The sequence below is a fragment of the Nocardia sp. NPDC003979 genome (assembly GCF_053605015.1).
On the sequence record NZ_JBSGIJ010000006.1, the window covers coordinates 335,809 to 362,553 of the forward strand.

Annotated in this window: 26 protein-coding genes; 17 read left to right on the forward strand and 9 right to left on the reverse strand. The window is 66.9% G+C overall.

The features are described 5' to 3' along the window. The first annotated feature begins 117 nt into the window (after positions 1–117). Positions 118–693 (forward strand): TerD family protein, encoded by a 576-nt coding sequence (locus tag ACWEVR_RS16505; protein ID WP_067497229.1) that lies wholly within the window; start codon positions 118–120, stop codon positions 691–693. 69 nt (positions 694–762) lie between these two features. Next, positions 763–1,869 (forward strand): DUF475 domain-containing protein, encoded by a 1,107-nt coding sequence (locus ACWEVR_RS16510; protein WP_452467601.1) that lies wholly within the window; start codon positions 763–765, stop codon positions 1,867–1,869. Positions 1,870–1,923: 54 nt separating this feature from the next. Here the strand turns inward: ACWEVR_RS16510 and ACWEVR_RS16515 are convergent, their stop codons facing one another. Further along, on the reverse strand, positions 1,924–3,297 hold the full coding sequence (locus tag ACWEVR_RS16515) for a glycosyltransferase family 87 protein (protein ID WP_452467602.1): 1,374 nt from the start codon (positions 3,295–3,297) through the stop codon (positions 1,924–1,926). A gap of 171 nt (positions 3,298–3,468) precedes the next feature. On the opposite strand from ACWEVR_RS16515, the gene rpsF reads away from it, so the two are divergent. From rpsF to dnaB, 5 genes are all read left to right on the forward strand, one after another. After that, the gene (gene rpsF, locus ACWEVR_RS16520; protein ID WP_067497234.1) at positions 3,469–3,756 is read left to right on the forward strand and encodes a 30S ribosomal protein S6; all 288 of its coding nucleotides are present in this window, start codon (positions 3,469–3,471) and stop codon (positions 3,754–3,756) included. An 83-nt stretch (positions 3,757–3,839) separates the two neighbouring features. Then, the gene (locus ACWEVR_RS16525) at positions 3,840–4,397 is read left to right on the forward strand and encodes a single-stranded DNA-binding protein (protein WP_067497236.1); all 558 of its coding nucleotides are present in this window, start codon (positions 3,840–3,842) and stop codon (positions 4,395–4,397) included. 32 nt (positions 4,398–4,429) lie between these two features. Continuing rightward, positions 4,430–4,681, forward strand: a complete 252-nt coding sequence (gene rpsR, locus ACWEVR_RS16530) for a 30S ribosomal protein S18 (protein ID WP_067497238.1) — start codon at positions 4,430–4,432, stop codon at positions 4,679–4,681. A 17-nt stretch (positions 4,682–4,698) separates the two neighbouring features. Continuing rightward, positions 4,699–5,151 carry a 50S ribosomal protein L9 gene (gene rplI / locus ACWEVR_RS16535; RefSeq protein ID WP_067497239.1) on the forward strand — a complete coding sequence of 151 codons (453 nt, stop codon included), beginning with the start codon at positions 4,699–4,701 and terminating at the stop codon, positions 5,149–5,151. Positions 5,152–5,739: 588 nt separating this feature from the next. After that, complete coding sequence (dnaB, locus tag ACWEVR_RS16540; RefSeq protein ID WP_157105125.1) at positions 5,740–7,122, forward strand: replicative DNA helicase; 1,383 nt, start codon at positions 5,740–5,742, stop codon at positions 7,120–7,122. Positions 7,123–7,167: 45 nt separating this feature from the next. Here dnaB and ACWEVR_RS16545 read toward each other — a convergent pair whose 3' ends face one another. After that, positions 7,168–7,644: a DUF1772 domain-containing protein gene (locus ACWEVR_RS16545; protein ID WP_452467603.1), complete on the reverse strand. Its 477-nt coding sequence runs from the start codon at positions 7,642–7,644 to the stop codon at positions 7,168–7,170. A gap of 201 nt (positions 7,645–7,845) precedes the next feature. Here ACWEVR_RS16545 and ACWEVR_RS16550 point away from each other — a divergent pair, with 201 nt between their 5' ends. Beyond that, on the forward strand, positions 7,846–8,643 hold the full coding sequence (locus tag ACWEVR_RS16550) for an alpha/beta fold hydrolase (RefSeq protein ID WP_452467604.1): 798 nt from the start codon (positions 7,846–7,848) through the stop codon (positions 8,641–8,643). A 43-nt stretch (positions 8,644–8,686) separates the two neighbouring features. Here the strand turns inward: ACWEVR_RS16550 and ACWEVR_RS16555 are convergent, their stop codons facing one another. After that, positions 8,687–9,388 carry a VTT domain-containing protein gene (locus ACWEVR_RS16555; RefSeq protein ID WP_452467605.1) on the reverse strand — a complete coding sequence of 234 codons (702 nt, stop codon included), beginning with the start codon at positions 9,386–9,388 and terminating at the stop codon, positions 8,687–8,689. Positions 9,389–9,622: 234 nt separating this feature from the next. On the opposite strand from ACWEVR_RS16555, the gene ACWEVR_RS16560 reads away from it, so the two are divergent. The 5 genes from ACWEVR_RS16560 to ACWEVR_RS16580 all read left to right on the forward strand — a co-directional run bounded on the left by ACWEVR_RS16560 (position 9,623) and on the right by ACWEVR_RS16580 (position 16,624). Next, positions 9,623–11,293, forward strand: a complete 1,671-nt coding sequence (locus ACWEVR_RS16560; protein ID WP_452467606.1) for a cutinase family protein — start codon at positions 9,623–9,625, stop codon at positions 11,291–11,293. Positions 11,294–11,429: 136 nt separating this feature from the next. Then, positions 11,430–12,299 (forward strand): hypothetical protein, encoded by an 870-nt coding sequence (locus ACWEVR_RS16565; RefSeq protein ID WP_452467607.1) that lies wholly within the window; start codon positions 11,430–11,432, stop codon positions 12,297–12,299. A gap of 252 nt (positions 12,300–12,551) precedes the next feature. Beyond that, on the forward strand, positions 12,552–13,901 hold the full coding sequence (locus ACWEVR_RS16570) for a WS/DGAT/MGAT family O-acyltransferase (protein ID WP_452467608.1): 1,350 nt from the start codon (positions 12,552–12,554) through the stop codon (positions 13,899–13,901). 44 nt (positions 13,902–13,945) lie between these two features. Then, the gene (locus tag ACWEVR_RS16575) at positions 13,946–15,064 is read left to right on the forward strand and encodes an NAD(P)H-dependent flavin oxidoreductase (protein ID WP_452467609.1); all 1,119 of its coding nucleotides are present in this window, start codon (positions 13,946–13,948) and stop codon (positions 15,062–15,064) included. Between the two features lie 114 nt (positions 15,065–15,178). Next, positions 15,179–16,624 (forward strand): threonine/serine ThrE exporter family protein, encoded by a 1,446-nt coding sequence (locus ACWEVR_RS16580; RefSeq protein WP_452467610.1) that lies wholly within the window; start codon positions 15,179–15,181, stop codon positions 16,622–16,624. Here ACWEVR_RS16580 and ACWEVR_RS16585 read toward each other — a convergent pair. Continuing rightward, positions 16,616–17,383: a GntR family transcriptional regulator gene (locus ACWEVR_RS16585; RefSeq protein ID WP_439265826.1), complete on the reverse strand. Its 768-nt coding sequence runs from the start codon at positions 17,381–17,383 to the stop codon at positions 16,616–16,618. The two genes, ACWEVR_RS16580 and ACWEVR_RS16585, sit on opposite strands and share 9 nt — an antisense overlap. A gap of 274 nt (positions 17,384–17,657) precedes the next feature. On the opposite strand from ACWEVR_RS16585, the gene ACWEVR_RS16590 reads away from it, so the two are divergent. Next, positions 17,658–18,152, forward strand: coding sequence for a hypothetical protein (locus tag ACWEVR_RS16590; protein WP_452467611.1), 495 nt, complete (start codon positions 17,658–17,660; stop codon positions 18,150–18,152). Here ACWEVR_RS16590 and ACWEVR_RS16595 read toward each other — a convergent pair. Next, positions 18,149–20,521: a flippase-like domain-containing protein gene (locus ACWEVR_RS16595; protein WP_452467612.1), complete on the reverse strand. Its 2,373-nt coding sequence runs from the start codon at positions 20,519–20,521 to the stop codon at positions 18,149–18,151. The genes ACWEVR_RS16590 and ACWEVR_RS16595 overlap by 4 nt on opposite strands. A gap of 157 nt (positions 20,522–20,678) precedes the next feature. Here ACWEVR_RS16595 and ACWEVR_RS16600 point away from each other — a divergent pair, with 157 nt between their 5' ends. Next, positions 20,679–21,608 carry an NAD-dependent epimerase/dehydratase family protein gene (locus ACWEVR_RS16600; RefSeq protein ID WP_452467613.1) on the forward strand — a complete coding sequence of 310 codons (930 nt, stop codon included), beginning with the start codon at positions 20,679–20,681 and terminating at the stop codon, positions 21,606–21,608. A 13-nt stretch (positions 21,609–21,621) separates the two neighbouring features. On the opposite strand, the gene ACWEVR_RS16605 is transcribed toward ACWEVR_RS16600, so the two are convergent. The 4 genes from ACWEVR_RS16605 to ACWEVR_RS16620 form a co-directional block, all read right to left on the reverse strand. Next, positions 21,622–22,566 carry an MBL fold metallo-hydrolase gene (locus tag ACWEVR_RS16605; RefSeq protein ID WP_452467614.1) on the reverse strand — a complete coding sequence of 315 codons (945 nt, stop codon included), beginning with the start codon at positions 22,564–22,566 and terminating at the stop codon, positions 21,622–21,624. Positions 22,567–22,644: 78 nt separating this feature from the next. Further along, positions 22,645–23,037, reverse strand: a complete 393-nt coding sequence (locus tag ACWEVR_RS16610; protein ID WP_357150740.1) for an RNA-binding S4 domain-containing protein — start codon at positions 23,035–23,037, stop codon at positions 22,645–22,647. 3 nt (positions 23,038–23,040) lie between these two features. After that, complete coding sequence (locus ACWEVR_RS16615) at positions 23,041–23,604, reverse strand: C40 family peptidase (RefSeq protein WP_067497265.1); 564 nt, start codon at positions 23,602–23,604, stop codon at positions 23,041–23,043. Positions 23,605–23,919: 315 nt separating this feature from the next. Beyond that, positions 23,920–24,231: a hypothetical protein gene (locus ACWEVR_RS16620; protein WP_452467615.1), complete on the reverse strand. Its 312-nt coding sequence runs from the start codon at positions 24,229–24,231 to the stop codon at positions 23,920–23,922. A 95-nt stretch (positions 24,232–24,326) separates the two neighbouring features. Between ACWEVR_RS16620 and ACWEVR_RS16625 the strand changes: the two genes are divergently transcribed. Continuing rightward, entirely contained in the window at positions 24,327–25,508 is a 1,182-nt protein-coding gene (locus ACWEVR_RS16625; protein WP_067497266.1) for an AAA family ATPase, read from the forward strand. A 253-nt stretch (positions 25,509–25,761) separates the two neighbouring features. Then, positions 25,762–26,685 carry an alpha/beta fold hydrolase gene (locus ACWEVR_RS16630; RefSeq protein ID WP_452467616.1) on the forward strand — a complete coding sequence of 308 codons (924 nt, stop codon included), beginning with the start codon at positions 25,762–25,764 and terminating at the stop codon, positions 26,683–26,685. Positions 26,686–26,745: the final 60 nt, after the last annotated feature.

Sequence of the window (26,745 nt, forward strand, 5' to 3'; positions counted from 1 at the left end):
CCAGGGCTCTCGGTTGTTCCTACGCAAGTTCGCCGAAACCTATTACTGTCGTAGCGGTACCCGGCGATTCGGACATGCTGGGAAACGACACACCGGACTAACCGAAGGGATTCCCGCATGGGTGTCAGTCTGTCCAAGGGCGGCAATGTCTCGCTGACCAAAGAGGCCCCGAACCTGACCGCGGTCGCGGTCGGCCTCGGCTGGGACGTGCGCACCACCACCGGCACCGACTTCGACCTCGACGCCAGCGCCATCGCGACCGGCGCCGACAAGAAGGTCGTGTCCGACAAGCACTTCGTGTTCTTCAACAACCTGAAGTCGCCCGAGGGCGCGATCGAGCACGCCGGCGACAACACCACCGGTGAGGGCGAGGGCGACGACGAGGTCATCAACGTCGACCTGGCCAACACCCCGCCGACCATCGAGAGCATCTTCTTCCCGGTCTCGATCTACGACGCGGAGACCCGTCAGCAGTCGTTCGGCCAGGTGCGCAACGCCTACATCCGCGTTGTCGACCGCGCCAACGGCACCGAACTGGCCCGCTACGACCTGTCCGAGGACGCTTCCACCGAGACGGCTATGGTCTTCGGTGAGCTGTACCGCAACGGTGCCGAATGGAAGTTCCGCGCCATCGGTCAGGGCTACGCCTCCGGCCTGGCCGGTATCGCCCGCGACTACGGCGTCAACGTCTAGTCATCATCATGAGCAGGGGGCTTGTCACTGCGGGCCCCCTGCTCGTGTGACACAGAAAGGTCCCTCCGCGTGATAACGCGCATCTTCGGCCTGTCCATCGTCATCACGGTGCTGTCGCTGGTCGTGGCCTACCTCTACGGTGGTCTGACCGCCCTCGCACTGTGTGCGATCCTCGGCATCCTCGAGGTGTCGCTGTCGTTCGACAACGCCGTCATCAACGCCACCGTGCTGGAACGGATGAGCGAATTCTGGCAGCGGATCTTCCTGACCGTCGGCATCCTCATCGCCGTGTTCGGTATGCGTCTGGTGTTCCCGCTCGCCATCGTGTGGGCGACCGCCGGACTGAACCCGGTCGAGGCCTTCGACCTGGCGCTGAACCCGCCGGCCAACGATGCCCTCACCTTCCCCGACGGCAGCCCCAGCTACGAGAAGCTGCTCACCGACGCGCACCCGCAGATCGCGGCCTTCGGCGGCATGTTCCTCGCACTGCTGTTCCTGAACTTCATCTTCGAAGAGCGCGAGATCACCTGGCTGAGCTGGCTGGAGAAGCCGCTGGCGAAGGCGGGCAAGCTCGACATGCTCTCCGTCGTCGTCGCGGGCACCGGCCTGGTGCTGGTCGCGGAGTTCCTCGCCGCCGACGACAAGCGTTCGACGGTGCTCATCGCCGGCCTGCTCGGCATGATCACCTACATCCTCGTCGACGGTCTCGGCTCGATGTTCCACACCGAGGAGCTCGAAGAGGGCCCGCAGGGCGGCCCGTCCACGCTGGTCAAGGCCACCGGTAAGGCCGCGTTCTTCCTGTTCCTCTACCTCGAGGTGCTCGACGCGTCGTTCTCCTTCGACGGCGTGATCGGCGCGTTCGCCATCACCTCCGACCCGATCATCATCGCGCTCGGCCTCGGCCTCATCGGCGCGATGTTCGTCCGGTCCATCACGGTGTACCTGGTCCGCCAGGGCACGCTGGCCGACTACGTGTACCTCGAGCACGGCGCCCACTGGGCGATCGGTGCGCTGGCCACGATCCTGCTGGTCTCGATCGGTGTGCACGTCGACGAACTCATCACCGGTCTGATCGGTGTGGCGTTCATCGGCGCGGCGCTGATCAGCTCGATCATCCGCAACCGCAAGGCGGAGCCGGACGCGATCGAAGACACCAAGGAACCCGCGTCGGTCTAGACGTGGTGACCTGCGGCGGCGGATCCTCGACGGATCCGCCGCCGTTGTCGTTTCTCAGGCCGGTTGCAGTTCGCGCCGGAGCTGTCCTGAGACGCTCTGGTCGGTGCGGCGTGGACCAGCCCGCAGGAACACGAAGAACAGGATGACGAGCAGGACGACCCGTGCCCAGACACCGAACTGGACGATGCCTTCCATGAGGTGCACGTTCTTCCCCTCGCCCATCGCCGCGAAGTAACGGAAGACGCCGACGCCGACCGCGATGTCGGCGATCAGGTAGCCCGCGACGAGTGTCCACGGCACCTGGAGCAACACGAGGAACGGAATTATCCACAAAGTGTATTGGGGTGAGTGCACCTTGTGGAAAAGCAGGAAACCGGCGAGCATCGCACCGCTCACGCCTACCCAAGGGAACGCCGAGGCCGGGGTCCAGCGCCGGTAACCGAGCCACAGGGCAAGGGCGAACGACGCGAAGATCAGCAGCGGTGAGACCACCGAGACCATGGTGTGCCAGCTTGCCGACGTTTCGGCGGTCCGGCCGAACAGGGCTTGATGACCCCAGTACCAGATCGAATTGGTGGTGATGTCGGCCTGCCGCATCTGCTGGAAGGTGATCGAGGCCCGCCAGCCCTCGACGCCCGCCAGGACGAACGGCAGATTCACCGCGACCGCCGTCGCCATCGCCGCGAGCAGTGTCTGCGACGCGCCTGCCACATCGAGTTCGCGCAAGCGGCGCCCGTCACGCGGCGCACCCTCGGTGAGGACGTAGAAGGCCAAGGGCAGCAAAAAGATTCCGGGATAGATCTTGAGGCAGAAACCGAGCGCGAGCAGTACCCCCGCGATGATTCCCCGGGTCCGCACGGACAGACCGGTCAGCATCGTCATCACATAGACCGCCGCCACCGCCGTGCACACCACCGGCAGCTCCCAGTTGTGGAAGGCGTAGAGCACCAGCGGCGGGCCGATCGCCCACAGCAGTGCGGCCGGACCGGCCATTCGCGCCAGCATCCAGGCGGTGAGCAGGGCGAACGGGGTGAGCAGCAGCGCCGAATGCCACAGGAAGTCGGCGTCGTTGGTCGCGCCGATCGCGCCCGCCCACATCAGCAGGCCGCTCAGCACGGGGTACTCGACGGCGCCACCGGTGAGCGCGCCGTCGTCGGTGATGGCACCGTCGACGTACGGGAAAACGTGATTGTCGATATCGCGGCCAAGCCAGAGGAACTGGATATCCGAATAACAGACAGCGGTGTCCTTGCGCTCCTCGAAGACCAGGCTGCGGCCCGATTCGTCGATCGCGCCGCCCGCGCACCGCGCCTTGTTCGCATACGCAAGGGCGAGGGTGAGCCCGCACAACAGCACGATCAGGAAGGTCAACGCCGTGGCTGTCGCCGCACGGCGTGCCGAATGCTGCTGCGGTACGGCCGTGGTCATGTCGACCACATTAAGCGGCTGTTGCCCCGGCGCCCGGTGCATACCCGCCGCGAAGATCGATTTCGTCGGCAACTACCTGCTCATGTAGCCTTGGCGGGTTGCTGACGCAACGAACCCTCCTGCCACGGAAAGTCCGTGGCCGTTTACCAGTCCACAGGAGGTGATTGGTCCGTGCGTCAATATGAAGTGATGGTCATCCTCGACCCCAGCCTGGACGAGCGCATCGTCGGGCAGTCCCTGGATAATCTGTTCTCGGTCGTGAAGACCGAGGGCGGCAAGCTCGACAAGGTCGACATCTGGGGCCGCCGCCGGCTCGCCTACGAAATCGCCAAGCAGGCCGAAGGCATCTACGCGATCGTCAACCTGACCGCGACCCCGGCCACCGTGAGCGAGCTCGACCGCCAGCTGGGCCTGAACGAGACGGTGCTGCGCACCAAGGTTCTGCGCAACGACAAGTAGTTCACCTCCTTTGTGTCGGAGCCTGGCTTTAGGCTCAGCGCAAATCCAGGATGTGGACTGCACCCCCGAGCAGGAGGAACCCCATGGCAGGCGACACGGTCATCACCGTCATCGGAAACTTGACGGCAGACCCCGAGCTTCGTTTCACGCCCGCGGGCGCAGCGGTGGCGAATTTCACCGTCGCTTCGACTCCCCGTGTGTTCGATCGCAATTCGAACGAATGGAAAGACGGCGAGGCACTGTTTCTGCGCTGCAACATCTGGCGCGAAGCAGCGGAGAACGTCGCCGAAAGCCTGACCCGAGGCGCTCGCGTGATCGTGAGCGGACGGCTCAAGCAGCGCTCCTACGAAACCCGCGAGGGTGAGAAGCGCACGGTCGTCGAGCTCGAGGTCGACGAGGTCGGCCCGTCGCTGCGGTACGCGACCGCGAAGGTCTCCAAGGCCGGTCGTGGTGGCGGAGGCGGTGGCTTCGGTGGTGGTTCCGGTAATGCCGGTGGTGGTGCAAGCGCAGGCGGCTACAACGCCAACAGTGGTGGCGGACGCCCGGCAGGTAATGCCGGCGACGACGACCCGTGGGGTAGCGCGCCCGCGGCCGGCTCCTTCGGGGGCGGCGGCCGCATGGATGACGAACCGCCGTTCTGATCGAACGGCACTCATAGTACGGAGAGAAAACCATGCCTAAAGCGCCCGCGCGCGAAAAGGTACTGAAGAAGAAGGCCTGCGCTTTCTGCAAGGAAAGCAAGTCCGGAATCGTCAATATCGATTACAAGGACACCACGCTGCTGCGTAAGTACGTCAGCGATCGCGGCAAGATCCGCGCCCGCCGCGTCACCGGCAACTGCGTGCAGCACCAGCGTGACATCGCCGTTGCCGTCAAGAACTCGCGTGAGGTGGCTCTGCTGCCTTACGTGTCGACTGCTCGCTGAGAAAGGGAGTCGGACAGATGAAGCTCATCCTCACTGCTGATGTAGACAATCTCGGCGCCCCCGGCGACCTTGTCGAGGTCAAGGACGGCTACGGCCGCAACTTCCTGCTGCCCCGCGGTCTGGCCATCCAGGCCACCCGTGGTGCCCAGAAGCAGGTCGACGGCATCCGCCGCGCCCAGGACGCCCGCAAGGTGCGCGACCTGGATCACGCCAACGAGCTGAAGCAGGCCATCGAGGGCCTGACCGGTGTCTCGCTGGCCGTGAAGACCGCCGACAGCGGCAAGCTGTTCGGTTCGGTCACCACCGCCGACGTGGCCTCGGCCATCAAGGCCGCCGGTGGCCCCGTGGTCGACAAGCGCAGCATCGAGCTGCCGAAGTCGCACATCAAGGCGACCGGTAAGCACGGCATCGTGGTGCACCTGCACCCCGATGTGGTTGCCAAGTTCGACCTCGAGGTCACTGCGAACTAGTTTCGCCGGAAACCACCCCCGTGTTGTCACGGGGGTGGTTTCTGCTGCCCTCGTCGAGGGATCTTCTCCGATAGCTGGTGAGTAGCCGAGATTTGGGTTCGTTGTGGCCGAGTAACCTGGCCCACAGTCGGCAACTGCCTGACCTCCTGTTATTCAGCCTGTGGATTACCGAGGAAACCGACCGGCAGAATTGTGACTCCGGTCATAACGTGAACGCCCGCTGTTTACCCAACACGCCCGGTTGTTCACGTTCGCCGACACGCCGCAACTTCTTTAATCCACAGGGTCGAAGTCTGGTAAAGGGCTGTCTATCAGGGCGTTCTACCGCACTGACCTGGGTTTTCCCCACGTTTTCCACAGGGGCTGCACAACAACAGGTGAACTACCCCCAAGTTATCCACAGTTGTGTGCACATGTCGGTTTGGCGTGGCTCGAAAACGTCGCCTAGGTTCATCGCATCGCCTCGCACGTGACCCCGGGAATCGTGCAGGGAACCGATTGCTGGCACTCGTGTCGGTGCCCGGGAGTACAACGAGTACATCGATGTGAAACCCCCGGTTCCGCGGGCAGAGAGGACGGTCGATTCTGGTGACTACCACCGGTGACCGCGCGCATACCGAGTTTCCACCCGAGCCCCCTGGCGAGGACTTCGGCCGCCAGCCCCCGCACGACATGGCTGCCGAACAGTCCGTCCTCGGCGGCATGCTGCTGAGCAAGGACGCCATCGCCGACGTGGTGGAGGTGCTGCGTCCCGGCGACTTCTACCGCCCCGCCCACCAGGCCGTCTACGACACCATCCTCGACCTGTACGGCCGCGGCGAACCCGCCGACCCCGTCACCGTCGCCGCCGGCCTCGACCGCCGTGGCGAGCTGAAGCGCATCGGCGGCCCCGCCTACCTGGTGACGCTCACCCAGACCGTCCCCACCGCCGCCAACGCAGGCTTCTACGCCGAGATCGTCGCCGAGAAGGCCATCCTGCGCCGCCTCGTCGAAGCGGGCACCCGCATCGTCCAGTTCGGCTACGCAGGCGCCGACGGCCAGGACGTCGCCGAGGTCGTCGACCGCGCCCAGGCCGAGATCTACGAGGTCACCGAACGCCGCACCACCGAGGACTTCACCCCCCTCGAAGAACTCCTCCAGCCGACGATGGACGAAATCGACTCCATCGCCTCCCGAGGCGGAATCTCCCTCGGCGTCCCCACGGGCTTCACCGAACTGGACGAGCTCACCAACGGTCTGCACCCGGGTCAGATGATCATCGTCGCCGCGAGGCCTGGTGTCGGTAAATCGACCCTTGGAATGGATTTCATGCGTAGTTGCTCGATCAAGCACGGCATGGCCAGTGTTATTTTTTCGCTCGAAATGAGCCGGACCGAGATTGTGATGCGTCTGCTTTCGGCTGAGGCGAAGATCAAGCTGGGTGATATGCGGTCCGGGCGGATGAGTGATGACGACTGGACGAAGCTCGCGCGGCGGATGAGTGAGATCAGTGAGGCGCCGCTGTTCGTGGATGATTCGCCGAACTTGACCATGATGGAGATTCGGGCCAAGGCGCGGCGGCTCAAGCAGCGTCATGATCTGAAACTCGTTGTGGTGGACTACCTGCAGCTGATGAGCTCGGGCAAGAAGGTCGAGTCGCGGCAGCAGGAAGTCTCGGAATTCTCGCGTCACCTCAAGCTGCTGGCCAAGGAACTCGAAGTTCCCGTGATCGCGATTTCCCAGCTCAACCGTGGTCCGGAACAGCGAACCGACAAGCGCCCCATGGTGTCCGACCTCCGCGAGTCCGGCTCGCTCGAGCAGGACGCCGACATGGTCATCCTGCTGCACCGCCCGGACGCGTTCGAACGCGATGACCCGCGTGGCGGCGAAGCCGACCTCATCGTCGGCAAGCACCGTAACGGTCCGACGGCCACGATCACCGTTGCGCACCAGCTGCATTTGAGCCGATTCGTGGATATGGCGCGCGGCTGATCGGTTTCGGAGCGATACATTTGCGGCCTTCACCACGGTGACGGATCAGAACAGGATCAGTGCGGCGCACAAGCCGGCGATGGCGCTGAACTGCAGGGCGACTCGATACTTCAGGATGCTGTCCCACTTGTTTTGCAGCGCCCGGGCATTCGGCGGAATGATGCCCGACAGAGCGGCGGCGGTCTGCTGGGAATTGATCGGCTTGGCGATGCGCACGTAGAGGGCGAGCCAGGTGAATAGAGCCGCCACCGTGATTGCCGCGGCGACGGCGGCGCCCAGCTGGCCGGCCAGCAGCGCGATCAGCAGGGTGAGCACCGCGGTCACTATGCCTCCGGCGCCGATGACCGGCATGCGCTTGTCGCCGTAGTAGTGACCCCACCCCGCACTCACGGTGACCGTCGCGTCGTCGAGCTTCCGATACACCGAGCGCATGATCACCGCCCCGCAGACATCGGTGCCGTAGACGACGGCATTGGCAAGGACGGCGACGGTGGCAATGACTTGGCCGGTAATAACAAGCATTTCGGCTTCCTTCCTGGGACTTCGCATGTGTTCCGAGGATGCTCCCCGAGGTTTGGAAGGCACTAGGAGCCGACTTGGACAGCTGTGGTGACCTGGTCACCGTGTATGTCAGCGGGCGTGTAGGTGGGATGTCAGGGCGGTATCAGGGGACGACGTGACAGTGGTTCTCGTAACGGCGAGAACGACTGGAAGGCGTGAGTGATGACTGCTCAGGGAACTACTCGGGGTAATGCGTGGAGCGGCATGGTCGAGGTGGACGACACCGCGCTGGCGGTGACCGACACCGGTGGCGACGGGATTCCGGTGATCTACCTGAACGGGCAGTTCGCTACCCAGGGTTATTGGAAGAAGACCATTGCCGAATTGGGTGACGGCTTCCGGCACATCACCTTCGACGAGCGGGGGCGTGGGCGGAAGTCCAGGACTTCGAAGGATTACTCGTTCGAGGCGGCGGTGCGGGATGTGGATGCCGTGCTCGCGGCCAGAGGTGTGGAGCGGGCCATCGTCGTGGCGTGGTCCTATGGCGCGGTCGTGGGAGCGCATTGGGCGCAACGGAATCCGGAGCGGACCATCGGGGCGGTGCTTGTGGACGGCGCGTTTCCGTACGACTGGCTCGACGACGCGATGGAGCAGCGGATCCGGAAACTGTTCAAGCGGTTGAACTGGGTGATGCCGTTGCTGCGGCCGACAGGGTTGACGCCGCGGTTGTCAGCGGCCGAGCAGGCCGAGAGCAATATCGAGCTCGGGAAACTCTCGCGGGAGAGTGCGCTGGGTCCGGTGCTGGACGCGATCACAGTTCCGGTGCGGTATGTGATCGCTTCGGGAACGTCGTTCGGCAGCAAGAAGGACGAGCAGGAGAAGATCCGAAAGGGGTTGGATTCGGCTGTCGCCCGCAACGAGAACATCGAGCTCGGGGCGAAGGTGCCGAGCAATCACGGTGCGATCCTGCGCAAGGATTTCCGGGCGATCGCGGATTCGGTGCGCGAAATCGCCGGATGAGGCCGACGGGGCCGGGAAGCGACATACTTCCCGGCCGGGCCGGTCAGGAGTTGACGCGCTCGGTGGTGTCGTCGTCGGGAGAACCCTTGCGACGCATCCGCTTGACGACCTCGACGACGATCGGCAGCACGGAGACGGCGACGATGAGCAGGAAGATCAGGTCGACATTGTCGCGGACGATGGCGATCTGACCGAGCAGGAAGCCGAGATAGGTGACACCGGAACCCCAGGCGACACCACCGACCACGTTGTAGACGAGGAACGTCCGGTACCGCATGCCGGACGCGCCTGCCACCACGGGCGCGAAGGTGCGCACGATGGGGACGAAGCGGGCGAGCACGATGGTGATCGGTCCGTGCTTTTCGAAGAATTCGTGGGATTCGTCGATATAGCGCTTCTTGAAGAACCGGGCGTCGTTGCTCTTGAACAACGCGGTCCCACCGCGCGCACCGATCACGTACCCGACCTGATCGCCGAGGATCGCGGCGACGGGGATCAGCACGAGCAGCACCCCGATCGGCGCGAACGGTTCGATCTCGGTCGACTTCGACGCCGCGATCAACCCGGCGGTGAACAGCAGGGAATCGCCGGGCAGCAGCGGGAACAGCAACCCGGACTCGATGAACACCACAAGCAGCAGCCCGGCGAGCATCCAGGTGCCGAAGGAGTTGAGCAGGTTCACCGGGTCGAGGAAGCCGGGCAGCAGCGCGAGGTGCACGGTGTCGGCCGGGAGGTGCGAGGTCATAGTCCTACCTGGGGATGACGGGTCGGTTCACGTCGTCATTGTTCCATTCGGACGCTATCACCCGGCCCCCGCCATCACCCTCGCGGCGATAGCGAGCCAACATGACAATGGAAATGGGGGCATACGGTCCCGTACGCCGCAGTAACGATCTTGCAGGTGGGGGCGACATGGTTCGTGACATGCGGCCCGTCGGGGGGCCTGCCCACCTGTAGGTCGTTCGAACGGGATCAACATATGAATCTGCGTGCGTTTCTCGCGAAACATCGCATCGCTTCTGCTGTTGCCGCGCCTGCGGCGTTGGGGGTCGCGGCCATCGTCGCCGCGTCGTTCGCGGTGACATCGAAGCCCGCCTCCCCCGAATACACCCTCACCACATCGGTGACCGAGTGCCGCGAGATGGTGACCATCTCGGTGGCCGGACGCAACGACACCCCGGTCGAGGGCACCACGGCCATGCTGCTCGACGCCAACGGCAACCCGCTGCCCGCGGCGCTGTCGGGCGACCACAGCAGTGTGTGGGTCGACCCGGTGGTGAACGCGCCACGTGACGATCTGGCCGAAGGCCAGTACGCGGCCGTGTACATCGCCTATCCGGCGGACATGTCGACCTACGAGGACGCGGTGAACGCGGGTGTCGCCAACACCCAGCGGGTGATGCGTGAGATCTCCGCGGCGTGCCCGGACACCAAGTTCTCCATCGTCGGCTACAGCGAGGGCGCCGACGTGGTCCGCCGCGTCGCCGAGGGCATCGGCAACGACGACCCGGCGGACGGCTACGGAGTGGTCGACCCCGACGACGTGCTCGGTGTGGTGATGTTCGCCGACGCCGGTCGCGGAGCGGGTGAGGGCCCGTTCATCGGCGCCGAGGACCCGTTCGCCAACCCGGACGGTTTCGACCAGAAGTACCAGGACGGCACGAAGCCGATCTCGGGCAAGGGCGTCACCACGGGCGGCGACTTCGGCGCCCTCAACGGCAAGATCGCCTCGTTCTGCTCCGAGGGCGACCTGACTTGTGCCGCCCCGGAGAACATTTCGCTGCTGCAACTGGCCGCCAACGTGGGCAGGCAGATCAATGTCGACGATCTGCAGCGCGACGGTCTCACCCCGGCGACGGGCCAGGACATGGCGTTCACTCTCGGCCGGATCGCGATGGCCGCCTTCTCCGATATCGCCGCCAACCCGAATTGGATGGCCAGCGACGAAACCTTCCTCGACGTGCTGCTGAAGGTGTCGGACCCGGACTACAAGCCGGGTGAGACCAAGGCACCCGCGAAGGCGGACACGATTGCGGCCGAGAAGATCTCGCCGCTGGCGTACCTGCCGCAGAAGGTGTTCAACGAGATCATCGGGCTGATCGTCACGAACCAGAACACCATCCCGGTCGCGCTGAGCGATCCGTACCAGCTCACTCTCGGCCCCAACGGCACCGGTCATCACTTCGACTACTGGCGCGATTCCGATGCGGCCAACGGTAAGCCGCTGACCTCGGCGGAGTACGCCGCCGCCTGGCTGACACACCTGGCCAAGCAGGCGCAGGCGGGCGAGACGGTCGACGCGAAGTCGGCTCCGGAGGACTCCGATGTGACGGCCGCGCTCGCCGCGCCGACCAAGCCGGCGACCACGACCACCTCGGCGGCGCCGAGCACGTCCAAGGTGGCCGCGCCTACGTCGAGCACGTCGAAGGCGGCGACCAGCACGTCGAAGCCGACGACCACCGTCGAATCGTCGACCGTCGCACCGTCCACCACGACGGTTCCGCCGACCACCACCGAAGAGCCTGCGACCAACCAGGCCGCCGCCCCGGAAACCACCACCCAGGCGCCCGCGCCGAGCACAACGGTGGCTCCGACCACAACGGTCGCGCCGAGCACCACTGTCGAGCCGTCCACCACCGCGACGAACTGATCGACGCCGAAGAACCCGGTGTGACCTCGTGTCGCACCGGGTTTTTCGTGTCCGCGCCCGCCGGGAACGCACCGACATCGGGGTCCGACGCGCCGATCATGGTGACTGTGACGGGCCTCGGTGCAATGATCGGCGGGTGACTCAGTGGCTCCCACTCCTCGGCTCGCTCCCCGTCGCCGGCGCAGTTCTGGTCGGCGTGCTCGCCAACAACCGAACCCACCGCGACGCGATCGCCTCGGCCGACGAGCGTGGCAGGCAGGCGCTCGACGCCGCGCAACGCCACGTCGAGCTGTCGAACATGGTCGGCGACCAACGCGATCACGAGGCGTGGCGGCGCGAGGCCGTGCTCGCCGCGGTCGCTTCGATCCTGGAGACCTCGGCGTCGGTGCGGGCCGATCTGGCCAGCTGTGGCGATTGGGAACTGCTGACGACCGAGGAGATCGACAATGCGGGCGCGCAGATCCACAAGCTGATCTGGGGTGGCCCGAGCGGGATGCTCACTCGGTTGCGGGTGGTTGCCCATCGCCGCATCCCCAACAAGTGTGAAGACCTGTTGCGCACGCTCACCGTCGCCCAGCACATCACCATGCAGCGCCTGAAGCTCCACATCGATGTGGAGGCGACGGTGGAGGAGCTCGAGGAGATGGCGTCGCTGTGGCAGAAGGCGATGCGGCATGCGGCCGAGCAGGAGCGGGCGCTGGTGGAGACCACGCGGATCGAACTCGGGATCGAGATCGCCTCGAAAACCGTAGGCGCGGAACCGGCTCCGGTACCGGTGCGGCCCGTTGCCGAAACCCCGCCGCCGACAGCACATTCCGATGCACCCGAGTCCGTGGAGCCGCAGCAGCCACCGTCCGCGCCACAGCAATCCGCTGATGTCCAGGCCGAACCCGAACAGGTCGCCGAGACTCAGCCGCTCGCGGAATCAGAGCACCCGAGCGAAGCACTGGACGATGATCCGCGCGATGCGGCCGACCCACGCGCAGCCGAAACGGTCAGGGCCTGATCCGCCATCGCATGCGAGCCCGGCGGACGCACTGATTCGCAGCCCGGTGCAACCTCGTCCGGACCACTGTTTCCCCGCACGAGGTGAAACAGTGGTGCGCTGTGGAGTTCGGCAGGGTCGCGACGTTCGGCTGACGGCACCCCGCACCACCGGGTAGCGTGGATACATACGGCACGCAGGGGTGCCGTACCCGACAGCGTGGTCGATCATCTGAAATCTTTGCCATCACCTGTCGTCAGGGGGCGATCTCGCATGGATCTCATAGCGCCGTTGGATGCGCTGTTCTTGCTCGCGGAATCTCGGGAACACCCGATGCACGTCGGGTCACTGCAACTGTTCGAACCGCCCGAGGATGCCGGGCCCGACTATCTTCGCGAACTCCGCGAAACCTTACTGGCCGACAACAGCGTTCGACCAACCTTCAGCAGGCGGCCCGCCACCTGGCTGGGTGCTCCACAGCTGGCGTGGACCGAGGACGACGAGGTCGACCTGGACTATCACCTGCAGCACAGCGCACTGCCCGCGCCCGGCGGGATGGACCAGTTGCTCGACCACGTCTCGACCCTGCACAGCGCGCTGCTCGACCGGCACCGCCCGATGTGGGAGATGCATTTCATCGAGGGTCTGGCCGACGGCCGCTTCGCCTTGTACGCGAAGATGCACCACGCGCTGATCGACGGCGTCTCCGCCCAGCGGATCATGCAGCGCACCCTCACCACCGATCCGTTCGCGACCGAGGTGACGGTTCCGTGGAACCTGCCACGCAAGGAGCGCACGCCGCGGACCGCGCAGCCGAAGACGGGACTGCTCGGCGCGCTGTCGTCGGCGAGTTCCTCGGCGGCCGCGCTGCTGAAAGCCACCAGGACCGGGCTGCTCGAGCAGCAGCTCACCCTCCCGTTCGAGGCGCCACGCACCATGCTCAACGTGCCGATCGGCGGCGCCCGCAAGTGCGCGGTGCGCAGCTGGTCGATGGACCGGCTCAAGCAGGTGAAGAAGTCGACCGGCACCACGCTCAACGATGTGGTGCTCGCGATGTCGGCGGGCGCGCTGCGCGCATACCTGCTCGAGCACAACGCCTTACCGGACAAGCCGCTGATCGCGATGGTTCCGGTGTCGTTGCGCGACGAGGACGACCTGGACACACAGGGCGTGAAAGTGGCTGCGCTGCTGTGCAATCTCGGTACCGATATCGAGGACCCGGCGGAACGCCTTCGGGTGGTGAGTGATTCGATGCGGCGCAACAAGCAGGTGTATCACGGGCTCGGTCCGCTGCAGACGCTCGCCGTGTCGGGTGCGGTGGTGAGCCCGATGGCGGCGATGCTGCTCCCGGGGTTCGCGTCGATGACGGCGCCGCCGTTCAACATCGTCATCTCCAATGTGCCCGGTCCGCGCGAATCGATGTACTGGAACGGCGCGCGCCTGGACGCGGTCTTCCCACTCTCCATCCCACTGGACAGCCAGGCCGTGAACATCACCCTCACCTCCAATGCCGACAACCTCGATTTCGGTCTGGTCGGGTGCCGCCGCACCCTGCCCGACCTGCATCGATTGCTCGATCACCTGGAGGAATCGCTGTCGGCGCTGGAGGACGCGGCACTCTAGAAATTGGGCATTCTCCACCAAACTAGAACGTGTTACAGTTCGGTATGCGTACCGAATTCTGCGAACAGCTCGGCATCGAATTCCCGATCTTCGCCTTCACCCACTGCCGCGACGTCGTGGCGGCGGTGAGCAATGCGGGCGGACTCGGGGTGCTCGGCGCGGTCGGCTTCACCGCCGAACAGCTCGAGGTGGAGCTGGCTTGGCTCGATGAACACGTCAACGGCATCTACGGCGTCGACCTGGTGATTCCCTCGAAGTACGAGGGCAAGGGTGTCGACGGGCTGACCCCCGAACAGCTGGAGAAGCAACTGGCGCAGATGGTTCCGCAGGGCCATCGCGACTTCGCCCAGCAGATCCTCGCCGACCACAACGTGCCGCCGCTGCCCGACGGCGAACACCACAACGAGCTGCTCGGCTGGACCGCGACCACCGCGGGCCCGCAGGTCGACGTCATCCTGAACCATCCCAAGGCCAAGCTCGTCGCCAACGCGCTCGGCACCCCGCCCGACGATGTCATCAAGCGCATCCAGGACTCCGGCCGGGTGATCGGCGCGCTGTGCGGTTCGGTGAAGCACGCCATGAACCACAAGGCCGCGGGCCTCGACTTCGTGGTGTGCCAGGGCACCGAGGGCGGCGGGCACTGCGGCGAGGTGTCCTCGCTGGTGCTGTGGCCGCAGGTGTTCGAGGCGATCGGTGACACTCCGGTGCTGGCCGCCGGTGGTATCGGCAACGGCGCGCAGGTCGCGGCGGCGCTGGCGATGGGCGCGGCGGGCGCGTGGACAGGCTCGCTGTGGCTCACCGTGGAGGAGGCCAATGTGCCGCCCGCGCAGATGGAGACCTACCTCGAGGCCGACAGCCACTCCACCATCCGCTCGCGGTCGTGGACGGGCAAGCCGTGCCGCATGCTGCGCAACGACTGGACCGACGCCTGGGAGTCGACCGGCACTCCCGACCCGCTGCCGATGCCGCTGCAGATGATGGTGGCCCTCGACGGCGTCAAGCGCGGCCACCGCTACCCCGAGGCCGCCAAGGACGTGAACTTCAATCCGGTGGGCCAGGTGGTCGGCATGATGAACAAGGTGGAGCGCAGCGCCGATGTGATCGAGCGACTGGTGAACGAATACGTCACCGCGTGCGATCGGCTCAACACCCTGAACTCCTGACCGTACGGATGCCGGTAGGTTGCCGGCGCCACACCGTCGCGACGGCACTGCTCGCCTAGACTCGCGGTATCTCACCCAGGTGCACAGTGCCCAACGGTTGCGGACGGCGGTGACATGGCTTCCGAACACAGGATCAGCACGTGGGCGGCGGCGCGCAAGCGGGTCGCCGAGGCCGTGGCGACCACCCGCGCGCAGTACCCCGGCCGGCCGGCGCCGGTGGACGACCCACCGGTACCGGCCGACCTGCTGAACCTGCTGTGCCGCCTCGGCGTGGCGCTGGTCGGCTCGGGCGAGACCTCCCAGGGCGTGCAGCAGATCCTCGACCGGCTGTCCAAGCGATACGCCACCGACAACATCCATTTCATGGTGCTGCCCACGGCGGTGTTCGTGCGCGTTCGTACGCGCGAGGGATCCGCGGTCGACATGCTCGACGCGCGGGTCGGCACCCTGCCGCTCGACCAGATCGCCGGGCTCTACAAGCTCATCGACAAGATCGAGCAGGACGCGCCGCCGCCGGCCGAGGCGTCGGCCGACCTCGACAAGATCCTGTCGGCGAAACCGGGCAGTCCGCCGTTGGTGATCCTGCTCGGTCATGTGGTGCTGACGGTCGGGATCGGCATGATGCTCAATCCCGGGGCGCGGGCCCTGGTCGGGTACGTGGTGCTCGGGCTGATCGTCGGGTTGCTCACCCAGCTGGCCGACCGGTTCCGCCTGCTGAAGTCGTCGCTGCCGGTGGTCGCGGCGGCCGTGGTCGCGATGCTGTCGTTCGGGTTCCCCGGGGCGCTGGCCGGTGGTCAGCCGCAGCAGTTGCTGATCCCCGCCGTGGCGACGCTGCTGCCCGGGGCGATGCTCACCAACGGCACGATCGAGCTGTCGACCGGGTCGATGGTCGCTGGGGCCAGTCGGCTCGTCTACGGCATCAACATGCTGTTCCTGCTGGCCTTCGGGCTGTTCGTGGGCATCAGTCTGCTCGGGCAGTTGCAGACGGTTCCGGTGAGTTCGGCCCAATTGGGTTGGTGGGCACCGCTGCTCGGGGTACTGCTGATCGGGTACGGGCATTCGTGGCGGTCGAGCGCGCCGCAGAATTCGGTGGGCTGGCTGCTGCTCGTCCTCTACATCACCTATCTCGCGCAGTTCGCCGGTAAGGCCCTGTCGGGCCCGCTGACCGGCACGTTTCTCGGCGGACTCGTCGCCGTGCCCGCGGCCTACCTGATCCGCAACCGCAAGAACGCACCGCCGACGCAGGTGGCGTTCCTGCCCGCGTTCTGGATGCTCGTGCCCGGCGGCATCAGCCTCACGGGCATCTCGGAGCTGGTGATGCGCACCCACGGTGGGGCCGCGAGCGGCGGGCTGGAAGTGATTGCCTCGGCATTGCTGTCGGTGATGTCGATCGCGCTGGGTGTGATGGTCGGTTCGGGCCTGCGGGCGTCCTACCCGCCGCACGTCGGACCGATCCTCGATTCGATCGTGCCCAGAGCGCACCTGCCATGGCATCACACGGCCGACGCGCGGCACGCCGCCGAGGCCCGCCGCCACGGCGACCCAGACAGCTCAGGCTGATTCGGCCTCGGCAGCGGGGCCGGTGATGCCGAGCAGATCGTCGAACCGGGCGATCACCTTCTCGTGGTACAGCGCGAAAAGGTCGACGAACAGGGCCGATTGCGCCTCTGTCGGCTCGGAGCCCGACTCCCACACCGCGAGCAGCGCACGCCAGACGAGCACGTGCAGGTCGGCGGCGACGGCGAAGTAGGCGGTGACCGCCTCGGGCACCTCGGCGACCATGTCACCGATCGTATTGAGCACCGCGCGTTGCATGCTCATCCCGAGCGCACCGAGCACCCGCCGGATCAGGGCGATCTCGGTGGCGATGATGCGCGGATAGTCGGGCACGGCGTGGCGGGCGAGCGCCTCGAGCTCGTCGACGGTTGCGGCGAGTTCGCGGTGGTCGAGCGTTTTCGCCGCGCCGGTGTAGGTGAGCAGCGCCTCGAGCACGATGCCGCGTTCCACCTCGACGATGTCGGCGAACATCTCCGCCGCGATCTCGGGCGCCGACAGGGAGAAGCGGAACAGGTGCCGGTAGGCGTCCATCCCGCCTTCGGAGCGCACATCGCGAATGGTGAAGCCCTTGCCACGGCGCGCCTCGACGAAGCCGTAGGACTCGAGCCTGCCGAGGGTGAGCTGGGCGGTGGCCCGGTTCATCCCGAATTCGTCCGCGACCTGGCGCACCGAGGGCATCAGCTCGCCCGGCCGGTACTCGCCGGTGGCGACACGGCGGGCCAGCTCGTCGGCGACGTCGGCGACCACCGTCCGGGATCCCATCGAAGCAACACCTCTCGGTCATGATCCGGCTACGTCCCAGACAGCTTAGGCGCTGGATACGACGCTTGGCACGGTCGGCAATCCTCGCGGTGATTCCCCACCCCGGCCGATCAGCAAACCGATCCGACCGACCGGCATGTTCAGCGACCGGCAGGCAACCGGCGATTCGGGCAGCGAGAATTCCCGATTCTGCTGCGCGCGGATCAGACAGCGTTGCGCCGCATCGTGATTGAATGCGCACGTATCGGCGGGACCCCAGACTCTGGAGGATGCGTTGAAGCAGATTCATTTCGTCGTGTGCGCGGTCGCCGCGCTCACCGTGATCGCCGGAGCCTCCGGCTGTGGTGAGGACTCCGGCAACCAGTCCGCACATCCGAGCAGCACCGTCGCGCCGACCACATCGGCCCAGGTGGTCGCCCCGCCGAGTAAGATCGTCGAGCCGACCCGCGCAGCGGCATCGAGCACGACAAGGGCGACTTCCACCGCGTCGAGGACCACGAGCTCGGCCCCCGACGAGCCCGTCGAGGACGTGGACTGCGGGCCGGTCACCGACGCCGTCGGCGGCACCCGCACGGTGATCGCCGTCGGCTCGCCGGAGGGCCGCCCCGGCTGCACCGAGGCGATCAACGTCGCCTCCACCTACGTGACGACGATCCAGCCGTCCGACGAGCTCGACGTCGACGGCTGGGACTGCCACGCCCAGCCCGACCCGGCCGTCCCGTCGATCTGCGAGAAGGACGGGCTCACCATCGCGCTGCGGGCGAACTAGATCATGTTCTTCTCGCCCATCCAGCGCATGATCGGCCAGCCGAGCGCCACCGGGATCCAGCAGGTGAGCACGCGATAGAGCAGCACGGCGGGCACCGCGATCTCGGCGGGCACCCCGAAGGCGGCAAGACCACCGATCAGGGCCGCTTCCACCGCACCGACACCGCCGGGGGTCGGCGCGGCCGAGGCGAGGGTGCCGCCGATCATGGTGACGATCGTGACGGCGACGAAATCGGTTCCGCCGCCGAAGGCCTCGACGCTCACCCACAGCACGAACGCCTTGCCGAGCGTGATCACCGCCGACCCACCGACGATCACGGAGAACCGCACCGGGTTGCGGGCGAGGGCGACGACCTCGCCCACCACCTCCCGGATCTGCGGCCACACCGAATGGTTCACCCAGCGGCGCAGTTTCGGTACGAACGTGAACGCGCCGATCAACCCGACGCCCACCCCGGCGGCCAGGTACAGCACGGTGGCGTCGGGCACGATGTGGGCGAGGTTGGTCGAGGTGCCCGCGACGACACTGAACACCACGAGCAGCACCAGGTGGGTGAGCACCTGCATGGACTGCTGCAAGGCGACGGCTCCGGTGGCGCGCGCGGTCGACATGCCCGCCTGCACGAGGAACCGCACGCTCAGGGCGAGTCCGCCGACACCGGCCGGGGTGGTGGTGGCGACGAAGGTGTTGGCGAACTGTTCGAGGAACAGGTCGCGGACCCTGACCAGCCCGTCGGCACAGGCACCGAGCGCGGCCGCCGCACCGACATAGGTGAACGCGGTGATGACCAGGCCCAGCAGCGCCCACCACCAATTCAGGGTGCGCAGCTGGCTGAAGAACGTGGGCACCTGGCTGAAGAACGGGTAGGCCACGTAGACGAGCGCGACGAGCAGCACCAGCTGGATCACCTGGTTGCGGGTGAACCGGGTGAGCTGTTCGGAGCCGATGCGGTCGTGACCGGTCTGTTCACGCACCTCTTCCCGCGCGGTGGCCATCACCTTGGCCCATTTCGGCACCGTCTTGCGGATGCCCGCAGGCATGGCCGATTTGGTGAGCCTGCTCGCGGCGGTGACGACGGCGCTCTCGCCGAGTACGCCGACGGCCGCCGACACGGCCTCGTGCTTGCCGAACAGCGCGGTGGTCGACACGAGCAGTTGCGCGATGTCGGTTTGGCGCTGGGAGTCCGACGCACCGAATTCGGCGGCGGCGAAACCGTTGAACAGGGTGTCGCCCTGGCACATTCGCACATGGTCGGGGCGCAGGTCGCCGTGGCTGATCTGGTTGTCGTGCAGGCGGACCAGCGAGCGCCACACCCCGGGCAGCACCTGCGCGGAGAGCTTGCGCAAGGGTGTGCCGCGAGGCACGGTGTGCGCGTACAGCATCCAGCCACGGTTCAGGCTCGCCACCGCGACCTGATGCGCCGAGGCCATACCGAGATCACCGATGGCGATACCGAGCAGCGCGCGATGTTCCACCGCCCGGTGCAGCGAGCCGTGCAGTGGCGCGGTCTCGCTGGAGCGGAAGGTGAGCCAGCGCCACAGCTGGCGGATGGCACCGAAACTGCGCTGGTTCTTGCCGTACAGCTCGACGATGAGTTCGGATTCGGGCCCGTCGACGGCGGTGGCGAGCAGCAGCGGCCCGCGACCGGCGGGGCGCACCACCCGGAACGAGTTCACCGTGTACCCGCGTGCGGCCAGCACGCGCACCGCAGCGTCGAGGGGCACCTCGAGCGCGGGTGTGCCGACCAGCCAGACGATCACGGCGCCGACAAGCCAGCCGACGACCAGGCCGAGCATCGCCCGCGCGGGCACCACCGAACTCACCACCAGGTGGATCGGCGCGAACATCAGCAGCAGAAACCACATCCAGCGCCTCGGCCGCACCGGCAACCACGGGCTCGACACGGTGAGCATGGCGGCGAGCATGGCGATCCAGCGCGGATCGTCGAGGAACTGGGAAAGGAACGTGTCGAACCGGTCGGGCACCGGCAGATGCCATTTGGGCGTGGAGATGCCCGCCCCGGTGATCGACAGTGCCAGCACCGCGAGCAATCCCGCCGCGCCGTAACCGAAGAGCAGTTTCCACTGTCGGCGCACCACGAGTTCGATGAAGATGGCGAACGGCAACGCCAGGATGAGCATCCCGTAGATCAGATAGACCAGCGTCGACTGCTCGGGACTGAGGAAGTCGACGATCTTGGCGACGGACCGTTCCAGCGCCAGCCATTCGGGCCGGGTGATGAGCGAACCCGCCACCACCACGCCGACGCCCAACGACGCCGCGACCACCCGGACGATGTCACTCGTCCGCCTGATCCTCGGCTGCAGGAGACTCCCCGTGACCGGGATCTCCCGCCCGTCGACTCGCATGAGCCGCACGATACACACCGACACGCCGTGGAACCGCCGTGACATCACCCAATCTCGCAGTCGCCTTTGACCAGCGTGAACCGGGTCACAGACCGTCACATCACGACGCCGCGTCCCGTCCAGGAAGCAAGGAACCACCTCACCGGAAGGAACGATCATGCAGGTTCTGCTCGCCGGGGCGACCGGTGCCATCGGGCGCCCTCTGATCCGCGCACTCACCGCCCACGGGCACGCCGTCACCGCCATCGTGCGCAACCCGGCCAACCACGGGCTGGTTCGCGAACTCGGTGCCGAGCCCGTCACCGCCGACGTCCTCGATCGCGAGGGGCTGCTGCGCGCCCTGGACGGTGTGCGCGCCGATGCGGTGATCCACCAGGCCACCGCGCTGCGCGATGCCAAGCCTCAGCGCCGCATCCCCGCCGACGATCCGACCGGCCTGTTGCGCACCGTCGGCTCCGCCCATCTGCTCGAGGCGGCAGAGCTGGTCGGTGCCCGGCGCTTTCTCACCCAGTCGCTGATCCTCGGCTACGGCTACCGCGACCACGGCACGGTTCCGCTCACCGAGCGCGACACGTTCGGCGTGTACGACGGCGGCGTGGCCGACGAAGTCGTGCGGGCGTGCGTGTCGGCGGAGGAGCAGGCGTTCGCGGCGTCCGGACTCGAGGCGATCGCGTTGCGCTACGGGCTGTTCTACGGTCCGGGCGCGTTCAGCGACCTCTTCGGCGACATGATGCGCAAGCGTCAGCCGGTCGGGCCCCTCGGCGAGGGCGGGGTGAACAGCTGGCTGCATGTGGAAGACGCCGCCGCCGCGACGGTGGCGGCGCTGGAACGTGGAGTGGCCGGTCGTGCCTACAACCTCGCCGACGACACCCCGATCACCTGGGGTGAGTTCTTCCGTCTGGTGCGGCACAGCAAGCAGGCGCCGCGGCCGATCCGGTTGCCGCTGTGGCTGGTTCGGCTCGGTGTGCCCTATATCGCCGCGCTGATGGGTGATACGTCGATGCGGATCTCCAGCGAACTCGCGCACGCGGAATTGGGTTGGCAGCCCAGGTATTCCAGCGTCGCCGAAGGACTCGCGGCCGGTTGAGCTGCTCGCCGGGTCAGGATGCGGTGACGCGGGCGTTGACGGCGGCGCGGTCGTGGGCGGGGATCACTTCGATCTCCGGTGGCAGGGCGTGCAGGCGGTGGATGGTCTCGAACGCGGCGGTGCGGTCGTGGTCGACGAAATCGCCGGGAATCGGCGCCTTTTCGCGGATCAGTTCGATCTGCCGCCTGCTCCACACCGCGTCACCCGCCAGCAGCACGCGGCTGCCGTCGTCGACCGCCAGGAGTACGCCGACGCTGCCGGGCGTGTGGCCGACCAGGTCGACGATGAGAACAGAGCCGTCGCCGAACAGGTCGTGGCTGCGACGGAAGGTGAGTACCGGTGGGCCGTCGAGGTCGTACAGGTCGAACACCCGTCCACGCAGCGGGCCACGCGCCACGGCGAACGGCGGACCGGAATCGCCCATGGCCCAGCGATATTCGGCTCCCGGCACGCGGATAGGCACCCAGCCGGGCAACTCGTAGAGCCCGGAGACGTGATCCCAGTGCAGGTGGGTGGGCAGCACGAAGTCGATGTCGGCGCCGGTGAGCTCGTGGTCGGCGAGTGCCTCGCTCAGCCCGCGCACGGGGTCGTCGAGGGCGACAACGCGCGCGATGGGGAAGGGGAGTTCGGGCAGCACCCGCTGGTGCACGCCTGCGCAGAGGGCGGGGTCGACCAGGAAGGTGGCCTCGGGGTGGCGGATCAGGAAGGCCGACATGGTGAGCGGCGTGCAGCGCAACGTCCGCGTGCCCTCGACGACCGCCGCCGTCGGTGCCGACAACTCGGCCTGGGTGAGCGCGGCGAGCGAGACGGTGTGGCGCGCCGGTGGCAGTGGCGTCTGCTCGAGGGCGGCGAGGAAGCGGGTGTCGGCGCCGCGTGGCCACAGCAGCCGTGGGCCCGAGGAGATCGCGGCGACACCACAGGTGAGAAGCGTCGTCAACATAGCTCTGTGCTCACCCATGAGTGCCACCGTAGGCGATGGCGGCGACGACCGACCACCGCAATGATTCCGCATCCACATCCAGCGAATACCGGGCTATCAGTCGGTGCGTCCCATCAGCCGGTCCGTCTCGCGGCGTTCGCGTTTCGTCGGCCTGCCCGCACCACGATCGCGGCGCGGCAAGGTGGCAAGGATTTCCTTCGGTGGGGGCGGTGGACTGCGGTCGATCAGGCACTGGGCGGCCACGGGTGGGCCGACGCGCTTGTGGATGATCTGCTCGACCACGACGATGCGTTCCGTCCCGGCGTGCCGGATCCTGATCTCGTCACCGCGACGCACCGGCTGGGCGGGTTTCACCGTCACCCCGTTGACGCGCACGTGCCCGGCGCGGCAGGCGTCGGCCGCCGCCGACCGGGTCTTGAACAGACGAACCGACCAGGTCCACGCGTCGACGCGGGCCTGGTCGGGTGATCGTTGTTCCGCTGGGGACACCCCTTAGACGATACGGCGTGCCGTTACGACGTCGTCGGCGGAGAGCTGGGTGTAGGACACCGGGGTGCCCGACTGCACGGCGTTCAGCAGCTGGCCGTTGCCCGCGTAGATGCCGACGTGGCCGCCACCGTTGGTGATGACGATGTCACCGGCCTGCAGGTTGTCGAAGGACACGGGCGCACCCACGTGGGACTGCTCGAAGCTGGTGCGGGGCAGCTCGACACCGGCCTGGCGGTAGGCCCACTGCACGAGACCGGAGCAGTCGAAGCTCGACGGGCCCGCGGCGCCCCAGTTGTAGGAGGCACCGAGCTTGCTGCGCGCGGCGTCGAGGGCGATGTTGCCCGCCGACTGCTGCTGCTGCTCGAAGGGGTTGTCGAACTGCACGCTCGGCAGCTGCGGCGCGGCCTGGCCCTGCGGGGCGACCATGGACTGCAGCTGCTTTTCCACCTGCTGGGCGGGCTGCTCGAGTTCGGGCGGCAGATCGAAATTGCCGAGGCCCGGAATGTTGATCGTGGCGGCCTGCGAAATCGCTGGCATCGCACCGGTTGTGGCGGCCACCGCACCCATGACGAGTGCACCCTTGACGGAATTCGGCAGACGAGAATCCCGCTGCAAGCTGTGTTTACCCACCGAGACGAGTCTCCGATCTTGCTGCTCACCCGCCGCGCTGTCGTGTTCGCTTGGGAAACACGATTATTCGGCGGTGACCCATGGCGCCGCTTCTCTGACGAAGCGACAGACTCCACTAAGTCACGAGAAGATTACGGCCTGTGATCCACGGTGTCCAGCGGTGCCCGCAAGTTGTTTTCCCGCTGCCGCCAAAGCCCTGTTCAGCGCGCTGCCACGGCGTGTCGAGAGGGATAACGGTCCGGTCTCCCGATGTCACTGCACGTCGCGGTCGCGCAGCGCCTGTTCGAGTTCGGCGATGCGGCTGCGGGCATCGGCGAGATCGGCCTCGAGCCGGCCCAGCGCCGCGACGACCGGGCCGATGGCGATGTGGGCGACGGCCTCCACGGGGTTCATGTCGCCGGTTCCCGCCGCGAGGGCGGCCAGCACGCCGCGCTTGATGGTGTCGGCCCGGTGCGCGCCGGGCGGCACCCGCCAGCCGGCGACGACCTGGGCGGGCGTCAGGTAGATCGGTGACGTGGCGTCCTCGTCTCGCGATGGTTGCTCCGAGCTTGGCTCCTCGAACATCGGGCTCCGTTCTTTCTCGGGTTCGCTAGCAGTATCTAGGACACGGCACAGAGTTACCGAGATTCTGCCGTGCACACGCGCTACGGTTGCCAGGCATGGACCCCGTGCGCAATCCCTATGCTCCCGGCGCCGGTCAGCGTCCGCCCGAATTGGCCGGGCGCGACAAGCAACTCGCCGCCTTCGACATCGTGCTGGAACGGGTGGCGCGCGGGCGGCCGGAGCGCAGCGTGATGCTCACCGGGTTACGCGGAGTGGGAAAGACCGTGCTGCTCAATCAGCTTCGGTCGGCCGCGGTGTCGCGCGGCTGGGGTACCGGCAAGATCGAGGCCCGGCCCGATCAGGATCTGCGCAGGCCGCTGTCCTCGGCGCTGCACATGGCGGTGCGCGCGGTCGCGATGGCGCATCGCAATCCGGAACAGGTCGACGATTTCCTCGGCATCCTCAAGGCTTTCGCGTTGCGCGCCACCGCCGACAAGGGCATGCGCGAACGCTGGCAGCCGGGTATCGATGTGCCCGCGGTGACCGGCCGGGCCGATTCCGGCGATATCGAGATCGATCTGATCGAGTTGTTCAAGGAGGCCGCGGCGCTGGCCGCCGCGATCGGGGTGGGCATCGGCATATTCATCGACGAGATGCAAGATCTGGGGCCCGCCGATGTGTCGGCGATCTGCGGCGCCTGCCACGAATTGAGCCAGGATGCCGCGCCGCTGATCGTGGTCGGCGCGGGCCTGCCGCACCTGCCCGCGGTGCTGTCGGCATCGAAGAGCTATTCCGAGCGTCTGTTCAGCTATCACCGCATCGACCGGCTCGATCGGGAGTCGGCGGATCAGGCGCTGATCGCGCCCGCCGAGCGCGAGGAGGTGAAGTTCACCTCCGAGGCGCTCGATTCGCTGTACCAAAGGGCCGACGGTTACCCGTATTTCGTGCAGGCGTACGGGAAGGCGGCCTGGGATCAGGCACCCGAGAGCCCGATCACGGCCGAGGACGTGGCCGTGGCCTCCCCCGCCGCCGAGGAGGAACTCGCCGTCGGCTTCTTCGGTTCGCGCTACGAACGCGCGACCCCCGCGGAGCGCGAGTACATGCGGGCGATGGCCGACCTGGCCGGGGACGACGGCCCGGTCGCCACGGCCGCGGTCGCCGCCGAGCTGGGCCGTAAGCCCGCCTCGGTCTCCCCTGCCCGCGACGGGCTCATCAAGAAGGGCCTGATCTACTCCGCCGAGCGCGGGACGATCGGCTTCACGGTTCCACATTTCGGGCGCTATCTACGCAGCGTATAGAACTATCCAGCCCTATAGCTTTTCTACTAGACATCAATATAGAGAGCTGACGAACACCGTCTCGATACTCCTCTTCGGGCATCTAGATGAGACCCTAGATTCCTTTAGAGATTCCTGCGATCACGGGAACCGCCGCGCCGGAGTCTTTTGCGCATCGGCTGAATAACGCGAGGCATGCCCGGCTAACGCCAGGGCTACCTAGGTCGAAACACCACCACAGCCCGCGCACGCAGCCGACCGGGAGGCCAAGCCCATGGACACCACAACGGCCGATGCCCGCCGCTGCACCGTCGTCGCCGACGACGGCACGCCGATCGCCACCCGCACCTACGGCTCCCCCGACGCCCCGATGACCGTCGTCTTCGTGCACGGCCACTGCCTGCGCACCGAATCGTGGGCCCGCCTGCGCGAACAGCTGCGTACCCGGTGGAGTTCCGACACCAAGATGGTCTTCTACGACCACCGCGGCCACGGCGAATCCGGCCACGCCCACCACGACACCTACACCATCGACCAGCTCGCCGCCGACCTCGACGCGGTGCTGCGCACGATCGCGCCTGCCGGTCCGGTGGTGCTCGTCGGGCACTCGATGGGCGCCATGGTGCTGCTCGCCTACGCCCGGCTCTACCCCGAGACCATCGGCACGCGGGTCACCGGCGTCGGCCTCATCGCGGGCGCGGCGGGCGGGCTCACCGAGCTGGGTCTCGGCAGACTGCTCAACCGGCACGCCGTCGCCTCCCTGCAGCGCGCGGTGGTCCACGCGCCACGGGTGATGCAGGCCTCGAAGCGCCTGTCACGCTGGGTGTTCGGGCCCCTGATCCGCGAGGGCCGCGAGCGCACCAGGACGACGGCGATCGCCACGGCGATCCTCAACGAGACCGCGCTGCTCACCATGGCGGGCTTCCTGAACTCGCTGCTGACTTTCGACGAGGCGCACACCCTGCGCCGCTTCGGCAACCTGCCCGCGCTGGTGCTCGCCGGGTCGGCCGACCTGATGGTGCCGTTCACCCATTCGATCGCGATGGCTTCGGAGCTGGCCGGTGCCGAGCTGGTGCGGATCGAAGGCGCCGGACACAGCGTGATTCTCGAACACGCCGAGGAGGTGGCCCACGCCATCGCGGCGCTGGTGGAGCGGGCCGGTGTGAGTGTTCACAACCGCTACGCCATCGCGGGCTGACATCCAACAGTTATCCGACGGCAACCGCCGAATCCCCAGCAACTTCGGGCGTAAACCGAA

What these genes read in the sequence shown, in the direction of transcription:
- ACWEVR_RS16505 (WP_067497229.1), top strand. Translation starts at nt 118, where the DNA reads ATGGGTGTCAGTCTGTCCAAGGGCGGCAATGTCTCGCTGACCAAAGAG.
- ACWEVR_RS16515 (WP_452467602.1), bottom strand. Translation starts at nt 3,297, where the DNA reads ATGACCACGGCCGTACCGCAGCAGCATTCGGCACGCCGTGCGGCGACA.
- ACWEVR_RS16525 (WP_067497236.1), top strand. Translation starts at nt 3,840, where the DNA reads ATGGCAGGCGACACGGTCATCACCGTCATCGGAAACTTGACGGCAGAC.
- rpsR (WP_067497238.1), top strand. Translation starts at nt 4,430, where the DNA reads ATGCCTAAAGCGCCCGCGCGCGAAAAGGTACTGAAGAAGAAGGCCTGC.
- rplI (WP_067497239.1), top strand. Translation starts at nt 4,699, where the DNA reads ATGAAGCTCATCCTCACTGCTGATGTAGACAATCTCGGCGCCCCCGGC.
- ACWEVR_RS16545 (WP_452467603.1), bottom strand. Translation starts at nt 7,644, where the DNA reads ATGCTTGTTATTACCGGCCAAGTCATTGCCACCGTCGCCGTCCTTGCC.
- ACWEVR_RS16550 (WP_452467604.1), top strand. Translation starts at nt 7,846, where the DNA reads ATGACTGCTCAGGGAACTACTCGGGGTAATGCGTGGAGCGGCATGGTC.
- ACWEVR_RS16555 (WP_452467605.1), bottom strand. Translation starts at nt 9,388, where the DNA reads ATGACCTCGCACCTCCCGGCCGACACCGTGCACCTCGCGCTGCTGCCC.
- ACWEVR_RS16560 (WP_452467606.1), top strand. Translation starts at nt 9,623, where the DNA reads ATGAATCTGCGTGCGTTTCTCGCGAAACATCGCATCGCTTCTGCTGTT.
- ACWEVR_RS16570 (WP_452467608.1), top strand. Translation starts at nt 12,552, where the DNA reads ATGGATCTCATAGCGCCGTTGGATGCGCTGTTCTTGCTCGCGGAATCT.
- ACWEVR_RS16575 (WP_452467609.1), top strand. Translation starts at nt 13,946, where the DNA reads ATGCGTACCGAATTCTGCGAACAGCTCGGCATCGAATTCCCGATCTTC.
- ACWEVR_RS16580 (WP_452467610.1), top strand. Translation starts at nt 15,179, where the DNA reads ATGGCTTCCGAACACAGGATCAGCACGTGGGCGGCGGCGCGCAAGCGG.
- ACWEVR_RS16585 (WP_439265826.1), bottom strand. Translation starts at nt 17,383, where the DNA reads ATGGGATCCCGGACGGTGGTCGCCGACGTCGCCGACGAGCTGGCCCGC.
- ACWEVR_RS16595 (WP_452467612.1), bottom strand. Translation starts at nt 20,521, where the DNA reads ATGCGAGTCGACGGGCGGGAGATCCCGGTCACGGGGAGTCTCCTGCAG.
- ACWEVR_RS16600 (WP_452467613.1), top strand. Translation starts at nt 20,679, where the DNA reads ATGCAGGTTCTGCTCGCCGGGGCGACCGGTGCCATCGGGCGCCCTCTG.
- ACWEVR_RS16605 (WP_452467614.1), bottom strand. Translation starts at nt 22,566, where the DNA reads ATGGGTGAGCACAGAGCTATGTTGACGACGCTTCTCACCTGTGGTGTC.
- ACWEVR_RS16615 (WP_067497265.1), bottom strand. Translation starts at nt 23,604, where the DNA reads ATGGGTGCGGTGGCCGCCACAACCGGTGCGATGCCAGCGATTTCGCAG.
- ACWEVR_RS16620 (WP_452467615.1), bottom strand. Translation starts at nt 24,231, where the DNA reads ATGTTCGAGGAGCCAAGCTCGGAGCAACCATCGCGAGACGAGGACGCC.
- ACWEVR_RS16625 (WP_067497266.1), top strand. Translation starts at nt 24,327, where the DNA reads ATGGACCCCGTGCGCAATCCCTATGCTCCCGGCGCCGGTCAGCGTCCG.
- ACWEVR_RS16630 (WP_452467616.1), top strand. Translation starts at nt 25,762, where the DNA reads ATGGACACCACAACGGCCGATGCCCGCCGCTGCACCGTCGTCGCCGAC.